A 15,459-nucleotide genomic window follows, 5' to 3' on the forward strand; every position below is an offset into this window, starting at 1 on the left:
GAGGATATATGGCACGATTTACAAAAGAAGATGCCAAGGCGATGTCCATTCTTGATGTTGCTCGATCACTCGGTATGGAAATGGAGCAAAATTCTAATCAAGAATGGTACTGGGTTGAACATGATTCGTTCAAAATCAACACACGCAAAAATCGCTTTGATTGGTATTCACGGGATATTCATGGGGATGTGATTAACCTAGTTGAAACAATCAAGGAGGTTGACTACAAACAAGCTATGCATTATCTCCGTACAGGTGAATTTCCACAAGCGAAAATGAATCAACCTGTCAAAGAACCGTTTAACTATGTTTTAGGACGATTTGAGCAGCCTTTCAACGAGGCACGTGACTACTTAAAGGAAGTCAGAGGGCTATCTGATAATACAATCAATTTCTTTGGCCAAGCAGGTGTCTTGGCACAAGCAAATAAAAAGGCTCCAGATGATTACTTGGAGCCTGTTGTTGTATTCAAAAGCCTTGATAAAGATAAGCAGGTTATAGGGGCAAGTCTCCAAGGGATAGTGCCGAATAAAGAACGATATGAAGGGAAAGGTTATCTCAAACAGATAGCCTATAACTCAGACGGTTTAAGTGGCATGAGCGTTGATATTGGCACGCCTAAACGACTTGTTTTTGCGGAGGCCCCTATTGACCTTATGAGCTACTACGAGGCAAATATGGACAATCTGAGTGATGTGAGGCTGGTTGCTATGGACGGTTTGAAAGCAGGTACGGTTTCACGTTATACTATGGAACTGCTGGCCGAACTCCAGAGCAAGTCTGACTATAAACCAGACTTGAACAAAGTGGGAGAAGCTCTGGAGAAATTAGCCCAGGTCACTACTTTCTTTCAGGATGGAAAGAATAGTGATTTAATTACCCTAGCCGTCGATAATGATAAGGCAGGTCGTGACTTTATTGAGCGGCTACAAGCCAAAGGCATACCAGTACAGTTAGACCTCCCTCCTCTTCCTGAAGGAGCTATTAAAATAGACTGGAATGACCACTTGAAAAGCCAGAAAGCAGGCATGGTATTAGAAGACAGTCTCCCACGTGACAACAGTCGATTGGAAACCGTTCCTGTCAATATTCAATCGAGCGAAAAAATTCAAGAATTACTTGAGCAGGTGGAAGAGCTGGGGCAGACTGCTTATTTCTGGGTAACGGAGGAAGACCTCGAGCAACCGGAAGAGATAGTTTCTCAGCTTGACAATTGGTTTTCGTCGGAGAAAGTAGATGCAACTTATAAGAGTGACTTATTTGAGCTAGTCGCAGGTGATTATACGTATATGATTGAATTTAAGGATGGGGGCATCTCGCTTCAGAACATGGAGGATTATTCTCAGTACATCTACAATCGGATTGAAGAGCTTGGTGATGAAGTAGTCATTTCTGAATTGGAATCCGTTATACATGACTTCAACCAGGTTAAAAATTCAATAACTGAAGGAATGAATAAAGAGTTAGAAGCTCTAACCTCGGCACTTACGAGAGATACTGAACTATTGGACAAACAAACTACTAGAAACAATGAAAAGGAGCAAAATATGGCATTAGAACATGAATCAGAAAATCTGGCCCAGGCCACTGAACCTAGATTTGAGCTAGAGTTTTCGGAAATAGGCAGGCCTGAACAACCAATCACGAACCTTGATGAGTTGCAGAATTGGATTCTTCAACAATTTAACTCTAGGTATACCGATGAAGGTTATTTTAAAACCTACTTACATGTTTATTCGCTGGACAATAAGGGGCAAGAAATTGCTAGGCAAATCCGTTTTGATATTGGCCAAGGACAAGGCGATTTCAACCCGAGCAGAGAACACATCCGTGATTATTTGGTTGATAATGGATATGTTCATTTGCAGAAAGCTCCCTTAGAAACCAAAGCAACACTTGATAGTCCAAGCAAACTGTATCTGGTTCGCTTAAATTGGTCTGAAAACCTTGGAGACTCTCCCAACCCACTAGAAGATTTCTCTGAAGGCGAATTGATTCCCTATGCAGAGTTTATTTCTGTGCTCTACAGAAGGAATGAGTATAGTTCAGATAGAGGTTACGAACGAACCAGTTTTGACATTATCTCTCCAGATGGAGAAGTGATCGTTTCGGATTTTAGATATGATACGGGGTCAGAAGTTCGTACTATAGCAGAGAAGCTAGAGGATTCAGAATTAGCAAAGATTGAAGAGGCGAATAAAGAGCCGTATAAGCTCTTGGCAGCAATTGACAAACATCTGGAAATTCCTGCCAATCTCTCTCTTCCAGAGGCTGCTATCGATGCGATAAGCACACAATACGGTGAGAACAGCCCTATTCTTCCTGAAGCGGAAGAGAAGATGCTGGATTGGCTTGAACAACGCTATCCGCCAACTTCTGAATATTTCCTTGAATTACATCGAGGGTTTGGTGTTGCAGGTTTGAAGTCAACACTTACCTATGATACCTGGGAGCAGTATATAGCTGACTCACCTCTTCCTGAAACAGAGCTCACAAAGGAGGTAGAACAACGTACAGAGCGGCTCCTACAGGTACGGACTGAGATAAAAGAACGCCTTCAGTCAGAATTTGTCCCAGATGTACTTCAGGAAATACGAAAAGCCCCTGAGCAAGCTCAAGGGCAAGAAAAAAATGCCGAGGGTACAATCGGGGATTTTCCTGATAAACAGGAGGCAGCACCTCTACCTGAAGCGACAAAGTCGCAACCTTTGAATGACTTGTCACCAAATCAAACTCAGCCTCAGCCTTTACTTCATTTTAGCATAAATGAAGAGAGGAAGTCAATTAAAAAGAGGGGGTATCATCCTGCTTCAGATAGGGATCTGGTTAAATTAAATCGTTACTCAACATCTCTGAAAGAGGTAGCTCAGTGGTACCTAAGGGAATTGTCGGATAGTACAATCCATTATATCTATAAGGATAACGAAGGCGTTAATAGCCTGCAAGTAACATTTGACAAGGATAAATTTATACATTTAACGGGAATTTTTCCTTATAAAGAGGGGTATTCAGCAGATAAATTACTGATAGACTTTGCAAATGGACAAGGTAGTTTCGACGACATCCTTCTGGCAAATAAGGGGGCGGCATTTGATAAATTGAAAGTGCTCCCCGAGTTACCAGCGATAATAGAGGCAAATTCGTTTTATTTTGACGATCTATCCGATGTTCCCAAACTACACTCCTTGAATATGGATAAAGCTATAAAATCAGGAGATGAGGACATTGTATTGGCGCTGCGTACTGTAGACGGAGAAACATTTCCTGCCAGCTTAATGAAGTTGCGTAGTGGTTTACGCAACCAACTAGATAATGCAGAGGAGAAAACAATCCTGGGCATCTATCGTGAACGTGACGGAGTGATTGAGCAACTATCAATCAATGATGAGTATGTCAAGGACGAGGGGAGAGAGTTCTTATCCATTCTTGAAAATCGTCAATTTGAGCCAATCCATGATGTACCTACAATATCACTTCAGGAACGCTTTACTTCGTTATTGGATGGAGTTCGTGAATTTGGTGCAGAACATTTTCGTGGTAGAGAAGGGGAAGAATTCACAAAGTTCTTCCAGCTTTATGCACAGGCAAAAGAAAATATTGATCAAACTATAAAGCTAGGAATAGGTGAAAAATTGGTCAATCTGGACTCCTCCTTCTACAAAGAATGGATAGATGATCGGTTACATGAGACCGCAGGAATTTCCTCAGTTGATGTTCTTTCAGGACGAATTACGAGTACAGAGTATCAACAACAAATTGAACGACTTTACCAAACTTATCTACAGCAGGTAGCACCAAAAGTAGAACAAACGGAAATCAGAATTGATTCAGATGCAGATGGTTTGACAGACAAAGAGGAAATAGGCAAAGGGCAGAATCCACTTGGAGACTCAGTGCCAGACCAGGCGATAATCGCCAATGATGAACCTTCACGTGCTACCTCTCAGAAAGAACCTGCTGAGGAGAGAACGGTTGCTCAAATGGTGGCTGAATTAGATACAAAAGCCCTGTCAATCCATTTGAAAGAAGGAGTGAAGAACTACTTAAATTCGGATCAGTACAAGAATTTTCTAACTGCTATGAGTAAGCTTCATCATTATTCACCAAGGAATTTACAACTATTATTAGCACAAAATCCCGATGTTTCTGTAGTAGCTTCCTTCAAAAAATGGAAGGAAGACTACGGTCGAACTGTCAATAAGGGTGAGAAAAGTTTGCGTGTCTGGGCTCCAGTTCAAGTGGTCAGAAAGGATAAGGTTTCTGGTGAGCCGATGCTTGATGATAACGGTAAGGTTATAAAAGATACTGTCTTTAAGTTGGTGCCAGTCTTTGATATCTCCCAAACAAGTGGCAAAGAATTTCCTACACCTGTTAACGTACTTGAAGGCAAGCATGAGGACTATGCAAACCTGTATCGAGCTGCAAAACAGGTCTCAAGTGACAATGGAGTAACTATTTCAATTAGTGATACACCTGGTACGAGTAGAGGGTATTATTCCCCAATGGAAAATAAAATTGTCTTGCAGAAAGGCATGAGTGAACAACAAACACTCAAGACTTTGTTCCACGAGATGGCCCACAGTGACCTCCATAATCTTGACGCCAAAGCGACTCAGGATTTTACCAGAAGCACAAAAGAATTACAAGCTGAATCGGTTGCTTATGTAGTCGCATGTCATTACGGTTTTGATACAAGTGAGTACAGTTTTGGATACTTGGCAAACTGGACAGAGGATGCTGCAACATTAAGTGATTTGGAAGCCCAGCTTGCGATTATTCAAAAAGAAGCCAACAGCTTAATACAGCGTTTAGATCAGTCTTTAGAAAAGGTAGTGTCAAAGACACTCTCTGCAGATAAGTTTACTGAACGATTGAGTCAGTTTAAGGATGAAACAAAAACTTTACAATCAGGGCTTGATAAAGAGCCAAAAAAGAATCAGCCGTCACTCAATCTGGACCAACAGATGAAGTGATGGCCTTAACTCAAAGATTATTTAGACAACGAAAGGAAAACAACAATGACACCGACAATTGAAACGATATTACTAACTACATTCTTCCACGTAGAACCAGCAGGAAAGCTTACAATCAATGAAAGTTTTATGACCTTGAATAGAAGGGCTGCACTTCATTCTCTAAAGGAAGACTACCAAGAATTGAAGGAAAATGAACTTGATATTGCAAAAGATTATCAAGAAACCCTTGACTATATTGAAGGGCTAGATGATATTGCATATGAACAATTACGCACTGAAATACTGTCAAGTGGACAGGTTAATGTGGAACTTTTGGCTACAGCCAAAAGTGACTGACTAGGGGTTTGGGGTCTTCCCCAAAATTAGAAAAGGATAGGCAAAAAAGGTTGCAGAGGTCACACTCTGAAACCTGCCTATCGTTTTATATTTCGCAACTGGATATCCAGTTGCTTTGCTTGCCGTACGGAAGGGAGGGGTGGGTGCAGGTGCAGAAACTGGCATTCTTGCCCTGGTTATCGAGTGAGCCAGATGGATAATGAAGGGGGAATAAAAATGGACTATGAAGACAAACGAAAAAGAAAAATTCAGAAGTTGATACGTGTAGATGAGTCAGAGCTAGCACTAATTAAAAAGCGAATGGCTTCGATAGGTTTGAAGAATTTTAATACTTATGCACGGTATATGATGACTGCTGGAAGTATCACAACAATTGACTATAGCGAACTCAATCAGCTACGACTTGAGATAAACCGAATTGGTGTGAATATAAACCAGATAACCAAATACATTAACACATCTGAAGAAATAACTGCAGAGGATCTGCGAGAACTTTTAGACAGTCTTGCGGAGATAAAGAGTCTTGTCACTAGTCACATAGATATAGAGTTAGAGAGAGGAATGGAGGCTGTTAGGAAAGATTAAATGGTATATACAAAGCACAAACGTATATAGGCGGAACGTAGTCTAAAAAATGGAATCAAGTATATCATAAACGATAGTAAAACCACTTTAGATTATCATGTAGACAATGATCCACCGTATCCAACACAGCTAACACCAGATGGAGAAATTGTTACACAATTGGTGTCTGGGCACATGGTGATGGACTTGGCTGGTGCAGGTAGCGAGTTCCTTCAGGTGAAACAAATGGCCAACCTTCAAAAGGGGCGGCCACGTGATTATCACCTGCAAAAAGAAGACATGGTTTTGGCACATCACCTAATACAATCCTTCTCACCTGACGATGCCTTGACCCCAGAAGAAATACACGAACTGGGGCGGCAAACGGTATTGGAATTGACGGGAGGCAACCATGCGTTTGTCATTGCGACACATATTGACCAAGACCACATACATAATCACATCTACTTTAACTCAACAAATGAAGTGACCCTCAATCAGTTTCGTTGGCAAAAAGGCACTAAGAGAAATTTTGAAAAAATTTCTGGTCGATTAGCAGATATTGCTGGTGCAAAAGTCATTGATCGACAAACTAAATTTTTCAACCATACTCAATATCAAGCCTACCAAAAGCAGAATGTTTTTAAGAATGAGATTAAGTCAAGACTAGAGTTTCTCCTCAAGCACTCCACCTCCTTAGAGGATTTCAAACTCAAAGCACAACAACTAGACCTAGCTGTTGACTTTTCTGGAAAGTATGCCACCTACAGATTGTTGGACCAACCTCAAGAGAGGAATCGACGGGACGATAAACTCTCAAAAAAGGGGCGGTACTCACTAGAAAGTATTTCTAAGCGTGTTGGATTGAATCAAGTGGTCTATCCCTTGCAGCTTATCAAAGAAACGTATGACAAGCAACAAGCAGAGAAAGAGCAAGACTTTGAAATGAGACTTGTTATTGAACCTTGGCAAGTTGACCAGGTGACTAAGACAGGTATCTATGTCGAGGTAGATTATGGACTTAGAAACCAGGGGACAATCAAAATTCCTCATCGTTGTGTTGATCAGTTAGAAGATGGACGGTATGAATTATTTGTCAAGCGGACGGACTTCTTTTACTTTATCAATCCTGATCAAGCAGATAAAAATAAATTTGTTAGAGGAGATACTTTGCTGAAGCAACTGTCCTATCATAATGGAGAGTACATCCTCAATCGGAACCCAAATATCAGTAAGCTAGATCAACTCTTGAAAGAGTTTGATTACCTCTCAAAACATAACGTGACGGACAGTAAACAGTTCCAAGAGTTAGGAAAATCCTACCTTGAGCAGCTAGACCAAGTAGAACAAGTCTTAGAAAAAATTGATCTAGCTATCGCTAAACATCACAAGGTCATTGCCAGTTTAGAAGCGTACCAGTTGGAAGGAGGGACTAACCGCCTGTTGGCCAAGGAAAATTTAGAGGCTATGGGAGTGTCTCCACAATTATCACCTGATGTAGTCAAGAAGGAGATAACTGAATTAACTGTTGAACGAAATGCTCTGAGAGATAAATTCGATCACCTAACCAAAGGATTGAAAGAGTACAAAGAAGTGAAGGACAACAGTTATATCAGAAGCAGCAAAAAGGAGCGGGAAGAAGAACGTGAAAAATAGTTTATAATTATATTTATAAATATATTTACAAATATAATTATAAATGATATAATAGATTGGAGAACAATGAATATGAAAATTGTAAGTTTCGCAGCAATTAAAGGTGGTGTTGGAAAAACTACCTTGGCATTTAATTATGGAGAATACCTGGCAGCATCAGGCAAGAAGGTCCTCTTTATTGACCTAGATCACCAGTGTAACCTCTCGCAGATTTACAATGTCTATGATAATGAGAAGACAGTTGGGAATGTCTTTCTCGGGCGTGGAGAGGTTACTATCCTTGAAGTAAAGGAGAACATCTCTCTGATTGCTGGCTCAATGAATTTGGATTGGATAGAAGCAAGTCTTGAACATAAAACCAACAAGGATATGTTGCTCTATATGTGGCTAGAAGATAACTATGAAAAGTATAATCTAGGTCAATTCGACTATATCATCATTGATTGTCGTCCAGACTTTTCTATAGCGACTAAAAATGCGATTGCCGTCAGTCACTCTGTGATTAGTCCTATTATTCCTAGCGACTTTGGATACCAGGCAAAATTCAACATCATGAATCGAATTGAAGAATTTAGACAAACAGCTATTAACTTTCAGACTAGAGAAAGTTATATCACGGCCAAGTTACTCTTTGTCGCCAATATGATTAAGCACAACACAAATTCTTCCCGAGAGCTATTGGACAGAATTGAAAGTGATGACGATATGATCGGTATTATTCCAGCTAAAGAATTGTTTAACCGCTCTACTCTGGATAAAGTATCACTTGCAGAAATGAAGGAAGAGGAGCAGCTTTACCATAAGCACAAAAAATTCTTTGATGACTTAGACTTTACCTTCGCTGGTATTTCTGATAAAATATAAATATAATTACAAATACAAATAGATTTATATTTAGGAGAAAACGATGGCATTTGAACCAAAGCAGAATGAGATCCGCCAAGCACTAACAAAACCAGAAATTAAGACTACAAATGCGGCGGTACACGAAACCAAGAAGCAATATCAATTTATGTTGACCCCAACACATCGTGAGAAACTTAGACAGGCTTCCCAGGAGAGAGGCTACAGGTCTGACTCTGCTTTACTGGCAGACTTGATAGAAAATCTATAAATGCAAATATAAACATAATTGCATTTGTGGATATATTTATAAGATTATAACCCTTTCCTTTTGGAGAGGGCTTTTTATTTTGCTCAAAAACGAATAAAATAGTATGATGAACAATTTTGTAATTGATGAGAGAGAATTATTAGCAGAGTTTCGGGAGAATACCCAGGAGCGATTCCTGAAATATATTGAGCAGTACGAAGCTTATATAGCACCAATCATGAGAGCTAACGGCTATCGGCGGATTAACCAAGTAGAACGGACAGTCTTATTCACCTTTGGGGAAGTTACCTTTTCCAGAAGCCGTTGGACCAATGGTGTACGCACAAGAATTCCAATCGATGAGAAATTAGGGCTTAGAAAGCATACCCGATTTTCGAGAGAGTTGCTTTATTATGTTTCAAAGTTGTCAACTATGTTATCCTATCGACAAGTAGGAATAGTGATTGAAACCTGCCTTGGATTCCACGTGACTAAAGACACTGTACTTAAGGCTATCAAGGAAGCAGGAGAATTGCTCAAACAAAGAGAAGAATGTCATATAAATAAGCCAAGTAACGAACTTCAAAAGATAAAGAGTAAGTTCATCTATGTTGAGGGTGACGGGGTTATGGTTAAATGCACAGAAAAGGCAGACGAGCGTAGGAATCGGGAATTATCCCATTTTGTAGTCCATACAGGTCGAAAGCAGATTAGTCCCAACAGATATATGCTTGAAAACAAAAAAGAGATTGTCCATATCAATTACAATCAAGCTAAGGATGACTTGTTGGACTATCTCTATAATCATTTTGAAATAACACCAGAAACTGTTCTAATTACAAACTCGGATAATGGTAAAGGCTATACAAGACGCATCTTCCTTGAGATAGCCAAAGCTCTTGGAATAAAAAGGCATGAACACTTTTGGGATGCTTACCATGTGGACGAGAAAATTAGGACTATCCTTAAAAATTATCCTGAAGAATTGACGGATAGGCTATTGGCTGCCAAATACTCTCATAACAAGTCAGATGCAGAAGTTGTATTTGATACGTGTGAAGCTATGGCTGAGAATGAGGAGGAAGTGGCTAAACTTCTGCATTTTAAGTATAAGTTTTTGAAGAGATTTAGTCAGACTAAGTCTGCTGCATTAAGAGGACTACCAACACATTCTTTAGGTATTATGGAATCACAGCATAGGAAACTAACCTACCGGATGAAGAAGAGGGGGATGTACTGGTCAGAAAACGGAGCTTGTACTATGGCTCGAATGATACTACTAGATCGACTAGAGGATTTACGTGACTTATTTTTTGGAGAGTGGCAGAACTATAGTTATGGTAGAGGGATGTCGGGTGGAGAGGTAAAAAAATTACTGCCTAATGAAACAGATCATAGTTTATTAAAAATTTTTAAGCAACCGAAAAAAGGTCAACTACGAGGGCTTATGAAGTTAAACCGAACACGCTAAAAGTAGAGCATTTTTAGTGTTTTTTGGCATATTCTCGATTGCATTATCATTAATAATGTGCTATAATGATTGTATCAAAAATCAAAAAAGGTGTAGGAACGGGAATTCCTACACCACCGATTAAGACAAGTGGGCCTTGCTTAATCAGCCATAGCTTATTGTAGCATAAAGAAAACAATATCGTCAAGGCTGATACAAGGAAAAAATACTTGTATCGGCTTTTTTTGAAAAAAATCGGTAGTGAGAAATCTCTGTCAACGCTTGTATTATAAGAGGTATTGGCAAATCTCAAAAATTTAGACACATACCTTAGAATTAAAAAATATTGACAAATGAGTTGAATCATAGTAAAATGATAAAGACTTTGAAATTGAGGGGAGTGAAAATAATGTCAAAAACAGTAGTACGCAAGAACGAATCACTTGATGATGCTCTTCGTCGTTTCAAACGTGCGGTTACTAAAGCTGGTACTCTTCAAGAAACACGCAAACGCGAATTCTACGAAAAACCATCTGTAAAACGTAAACGTAAATCAGAAGCAGCTCGCAAGCGTAAAAAATTCTAATTGAATTTGAAAACGGCCGAAAGGCTGTTTTTTGTTTACTTTTTACAACAGGTAACATATAATAGGGATATAGAATTTTTGTCCAGGTGAAAAGGAGTAAAGAGATGAGTATCTTAGTTACTGGCGGTGCAGGTTATATTGGTAGTCATACGGTTGTCGAATTGTTAAATTTAGGTAAAGAAGTAGTAATTGTTGACAATTTATCTAATGCAAGCATCCAGGTATTGGATCGTATTGAAGAAATTACAGGAAAGAGACCGACCTTCTATCAGCTAGACGTAGCAGATAAACAGGGATTGCGTCAGGTATTCGAGAAAGAAAATATCGAGTCAGCGATCCATTTTGCTGCATTTAAGGCAGTAGGAGAATCAGTTCAAAAACCTGGTGCTTATTACGAAAATAATATCATGTCCATTCTCTCATTGGTTGAAGTGATGGCTGAGTTTGATGTGAAGAAAATCGTCTTTTCATCTAGTGCGACTGTTTATGGCAGTTTTAATCCCTCTCCTTATCAAGAGGATATGCCAGTAGGAGTTCCAACAAGCCCGTATGGTCAAACGAAAGTCATGTGTGAACAGATTCTTCGCGACATTTATGTTTCTGATCCAGATTGGTCTATTTCGTTGTTGCGCTATTTCAATCCAATTGGAGCTCATGAGTCAGGCTTGATTGGGGAAGATCCATCAGGCATTCCAAATAATTTGATGCCATTTGTAGCTCAGGTAGCAGTTGGTAAACGTGAATTTCTCAATATTTTTGGAAATGCATACGATACGCCAGATGGGACTTGTGTACGAGACTATATCCATGTTGTTGATTTGGCCAAAGGACACGTACGAGCATTAGAAAAATTAGATGAAGCTAATCAGGTTTATACCTATAACCTAGGTTCTGGTCAAGGAACAAGTGTCTTAGAATTGGTAAATACTTTCATTCAAGTAACAGGTGTAGATGTTCCGTATCGCTTTGCGCCAAATCGAGCAGGAGACCTTCCGTCCTTTTATGCTAATGCAGACAAAGCTCTGGCTGAACTCAACTGGAAAACAGAAAAAACAATTGAAGATATGTGTCGCGATACGTGGAACTGGCAATCGAAAAATCCAAATGGATACGAAGGATAAGAAAAGATGTGAGTGGAGGCTCACATCTTATTTTTGTAATTATGGAAGAGAAAAACAGGTATGGAGACCTGTTTTTCAATATATTATTGATTATTTTTTCAATAAATCGCGGATTTCTGCAAGCAATTCTTCTTGAGTTGGTCCAGCTGGAGCTGGCTCTTCAACCTTCTTAGGCATTGCTTTCTCAGCTGCTTTAACAACGAAGAACATTGAAGTTCCGATAATCAAGAAGTTGATAACAGCGCTCAAGAAGCTACCGTACTTAACACCGTTCCAAGCAAGATCAGCGATGTTTTGAACGTTTGCTGCTTTCAAAGCAGGGTTTAAGATCAACGGAGTGATGATGTCATCAACAAAAGAAGTGATGATAGCGCCAAACGCACCACCAATTACAACCGCAACAGCAAGGTCAACAATGTTCCCGCGGAACAAGAAATTTTTCAATTCTTTCAACATATCCTAAATATGTCCTTTCATAAATATTTTACTTAACCTATTATACCCATAAAAAAATATTTTACAAGCAATTTGTTTTAGAAATTTTACATTTTCCCGTATTTAGTATACAATAGAGTATGTTAAACTAAGGGAAGAGTGTTCACTTTTTAAATTAGCTAGTATGATATGAGGAGGGAATGTGCTTTCAAAGGATAAAATTACTGAAATAAAACAAGCTCTCAATATCGTTGACGTTATTGGTGAAACGGTTGCTTTGACTAAGGCCGGACGTAATTATGTCGGTCTTTGCCCTTTTCATGGGGAGAAAACCCCGTCTTTCAATGTGATTGAAGACAAGCAGTTCTACCATTGTTTTGGATGTGGTAAGTCCGGAGATGTATTCAAGTTTGTCGAAGAAGTTCGTGGTGTTTCTTTTGCGGATGCGGCAGCTATCTTAGCTGAGAAGGCAGGTTTTCAAGTAGATGTAACTCCTTCCTATCATCAAGAGGAGAAAAGGGTTAGTCCGCATCAGGTCCTGTATGATATTCATCGGGATGCCGCAAAGTTTTATCATGCCCTTTTGATGACAACCAAAATGGGTGAGGAAGCTAGAGCTTATCTACACCAACGTGGCTTGACAGATGATGTCATAAAAACATTCCAGCTAGGCTTAGCTCCGGCCGAACAGAATATTCTTTACCAAAAACTATCAGGTCAATATGACGAAGAAAGTCTATTGAATTCGGGTTTGTTCAATCCAAGTGAGAATAATATTATTTATGACGCCTTTCAAGCTAGGATTATTTTCCCCTTGGCGGATGAATATGGTCGAATTGTAGCTTTTTCAGGTCGGATTTGGACCGAAGAAGATCGAAACAATAAACAATTAGCTAAGTATAAAAACTCTCGTAGTACTGCGATTTTCAATAAAAGCTATGAATTGTATCATTTAGACAAGGCTAAAGCGGTTATTAAGAAGCAACGTGAAGCCTATCTCATGGAAGGTTTTCTAGATGTTATTGCTGCTCATCGTGTAGGGATTGATAATGCAGTGGCTTCCATGGGAACAGCTTTGACAAGAGAGCATGTTGCACACCTAGCTAAGTTTTGTAAGAAAATTGTTCTGACTTATGATGGGGATAAGGCTGGACAGGCAGCTACCATGAAGGCGCTGGACGAATTACAAGATTTTCAGGTTGAAATCGTGAGCTTGCCAGATAATATGGACCCAGATGAATTTTTGCAGAAAAATTCGGAAGAAGCCTTGCAACAGGTTTTAACCAAGTCACGAATCAGCGATGTAGAATTTTTGATTCAATACTTGAAACCTGAAAATCCTGACAATCTACAAATGCAGATTGAGTTTGTAGATAAGATTGCACCAATTATTGCCAAAGTATCATCCATTACAGCTCAAAATTCTTATATTTATAAGGTGGCGGATTTACTTTCTGACTTTGATTATAATCAGGTGGAACAGGCAGTAAATGCTGTTCGTCTGAACCAGCGCCAGGAGAGAACACAACAGGTATTTCAATCACAGACTGGTCAGTCTTATTTGCCACCAGTCCAAACGATTGCTCGTATAACGAGTCTTATTCGAACAGAAAACCATTTACTTTATCGGATGGTTGAACATCCTTATATTCTCAATGAGTTCCGTTTACGAGAAGATTTTTATTTTGCGACGCCAGAATTGCAAGCTATTTATGATATGTTAAAAAAATCTGGGGAAATTACCAGTTTTGAACTATCACAGTTGAACGATTCCGCTCAACAGGCTTGGTATCGTATGCAGGAAGAACGTTTACCTAATGAAGTGTCTCCACACGAAATCGAAGAATTAGAAATTCGGCGAGACAAGGAATTGTTAAAGAAGGAGAACCAGCACCTAGCACGGAAAATCCGTGAACATTCCCATGTGGGAAATGCAGATATTGCCCTCGATGAGTTGCAAAAACTCCTCGATAGAAGAAGACAAATGGAGTAAATATGACAAATAAAAAAGATAAAAAAACAGAAGTAACTACTTTTGATGTACAAGTTGCCGAATTTATCCGTAACCATAAAAAACAAGGTTCAGCTACAGACGATGAAATCAATGACCAACTGGTTATTCCATTTACGCTTGATGCTGACGGAATCGATGATTTGCTCCAACGTATTCAGGACGCAGGGATTTCGATTGTCGATAAAGAAGGGAACCCTTCTGCTCGTGCTATGCAGGTAGAGGAAGAGCCAGAATTATCTGATGAAGAATTGCTCGGAAGCACTTCTGCAAAAGTGAACGACCCAGTCCGCATGTATTTGAAAGAAATTGGTGTTGTACCTCTTTTGACCAACGAAGAAGAGCAAGAATTGGCATTGGCGGTTGAAGCAGGTGACCCAGAAGCGAAGCAACGTTTGGCTGAAGCCAACTTGCGTTTGGTTGTTTCCATTGCTAAACGTTATGTAGGGCGTGGTATGCAGTTCCTTGACTTGATTCAAGAAGGAAATATGGGCTTGATGAAGGCCGTTGACAAGTTTGACTACTCTAAAGGTTTCAAGTTTTCAACTTATGCAACCTGGTGGATTCGTCAGGCTATCACTCGTGCCATTGCGGACCAAGCGCGTACAATCCGTATTCCTGTTCACATGGTAGAAACCATTAACAAATTGGTCCGTGAACAACGCAATCTCTTGCAGGAATTGGGCCAAGATCCAACTCCTGAGCAAATTGCAGAGCGTATGGATATGACGCCTGAGAAAGTTCGTGAAATCCTTAAGATTGCCCAAGAACCTGTTTCACTTGAGACCCCAATTGGTGAAGAAGATGATAGTCATCTTGGAGATTTTATTGAAGACGAAGTCATTGAAAATCCAGTTGATTACACAACTCGTGTCGTTCTTCGTGAACAGTTAGATGAGGTATTGGATACTCTTACTGACCGTGAGGAAAACGTATTGCGTCTTCGTTTTGGTTTAGATGATGGTAAAATGCGCACGCTTGAAGATGTTGGTAAAGTCTTTAACGTAACCCGTGAACGCATCCGCCAAATCGAAGCCAAAGCCCTCCGTAAACTCCGCCACCCATCCCGCAGCAAACCACTCAGAGACTTTATTGAGGATTAAAACACCACTGACGTGGTGTTTTAACCCGAGCCTAGAAATAGGAAAGCGAGGAATAAGCCTACGGATAGGCTTTCTCAACGTCCGCCTAGAAACACGAAAGCGGACAAGGTTAACCGCTCCCCTTGAAA

Annotated in this window: 12 protein-coding genes; 11 read left to right on the plus strand and 1 reads right to left on the minus strand. The window is 39.8% G+C overall.

The window, feature by feature from the left end; genetic code table 11:
* Window positions 1-8: 8 nt before the first annotated feature.
* The 9 genes from GPW69_RS10715 to galE all read left to right on the plus strand — a co-directional run bounded on the left by GPW69_RS10715 (window position 9) and on the right by galE (window position 11,782).
* A complete protein-coding gene (locus GPW69_RS10715; protein WP_074390968.1) occupies window positions 9-4,973 on the plus strand; it encodes a PBECR4 domain-containing protein in 4,965 nt (1,654 codons plus the stop codon).
* Between the two features lie 45 nt (window positions 4,974-5,018).
* Complete coding sequence (locus GPW69_RS03925) at window positions 5,019-5,312, plus strand: hypothetical protein (RefSeq protein WP_074390969.1); 294 nt, start codon at window positions 5,019-5,021, stop codon at window positions 5,310-5,312.
* A 216-nt stretch (window positions 5,313-5,528) separates the two neighbouring features.
* Entirely contained in the window at window positions 5,529-5,897 is a 369-nt protein-coding gene (locus GPW69_RS03930; protein WP_074390970.1) for a plasmid mobilization protein, read from the plus strand.
* Between the two features lie 54 nt (window positions 5,898-5,951).
* A complete protein-coding gene (locus GPW69_RS03935; RefSeq protein WP_232051801.1) occupies window positions 5,952-7,532 on the plus strand; it encodes a relaxase/mobilization nuclease domain-containing protein in 1,581 nt (526 codons plus the stop codon).
* 72 nt (window positions 7,533-7,604) lie between these two features.
* Window positions 7,605-8,396, plus strand: coding sequence for a ParA family protein (locus GPW69_RS03940; protein WP_074390978.1), 792 nt, complete (start codon window positions 7,605-7,607; stop codon window positions 8,394-8,396).
* 43 nt (window positions 8,397-8,439) lie between these two features.
* Window positions 8,440-8,646 carry a hypothetical protein gene (locus GPW69_RS03945; RefSeq protein WP_074390971.1) on the plus strand — a complete coding sequence of 69 codons (207 nt, stop codon included), beginning with the start codon at window positions 8,440-8,442 and terminating at the stop codon, window positions 8,644-8,646.
* Between the two features lie 106 nt (window positions 8,647-8,752).
* Window positions 8,753-10,096, plus strand: coding sequence for an ISLre2 family transposase (locus tag GPW69_RS03950; RefSeq protein ID WP_074390979.1), 1,344 nt, complete (start codon window positions 8,753-8,755; stop codon window positions 10,094-10,096).
* A gap of 388 nt (window positions 10,097-10,484) precedes the next feature.
* Entirely contained in the window at window positions 10,485-10,661 is a 177-nt protein-coding gene (gene rpsU, locus GPW69_RS03955) for a 30S ribosomal protein S21 (RefSeq protein WP_000048054.1), read from the plus strand.
* 104 nt (window positions 10,662-10,765) lie between these two features.
* A complete protein-coding gene (gene galE / locus GPW69_RS03960; protein WP_074390972.1) occupies window positions 10,766-11,782 on the plus strand; it encodes a UDP-glucose 4-epimerase GalE in 1,017 nt (338 codons plus the stop codon).
* A 90-nt stretch (window positions 11,783-11,872) separates the two neighbouring features.
* Here galE and mscL read toward each other — a convergent pair whose 3' ends face one another.
* On the minus strand, window positions 11,873-12,238 hold the full coding sequence (gene mscL, locus GPW69_RS03965; protein WP_024406913.1) for a large conductance mechanosensitive channel protein MscL: 366 nt from the start codon (window positions 12,236-12,238) through the stop codon (window positions 11,873-11,875).
* Between the two features lie 181 nt (window positions 12,239-12,419).
* On the opposite strand from mscL, the gene dnaG reads away from it, so the two are divergent.
* Window positions 12,420-14,210: a DNA primase gene (gene dnaG, locus GPW69_RS03970; RefSeq protein ID WP_044673027.1), complete on the plus strand. Its 1,791-nt coding sequence runs from the start codon at window positions 12,420-12,422 to the stop codon at window positions 14,208-14,210.
* A 2-nt stretch (window positions 14,211-14,212) separates the two neighbouring features.
* Window positions 14,213-15,331, plus strand: coding sequence for an RNA polymerase sigma factor RpoD (rpoD, locus tag GPW69_RS03975; protein WP_002935555.1), 1,119 nt, complete (start codon window positions 14,213-14,215; stop codon window positions 15,329-15,331).
* Window positions 15,332-15,459 lie beyond the last annotated feature (128 nt).

This window comes from Streptococcus suis (assembly GCF_902702775.1).
Classification (GTDB): Bacteria; Bacillota; Bacilli; order Lactobacillales; family Streptococcaceae; genus Streptococcus; species Streptococcus hashimotonensis.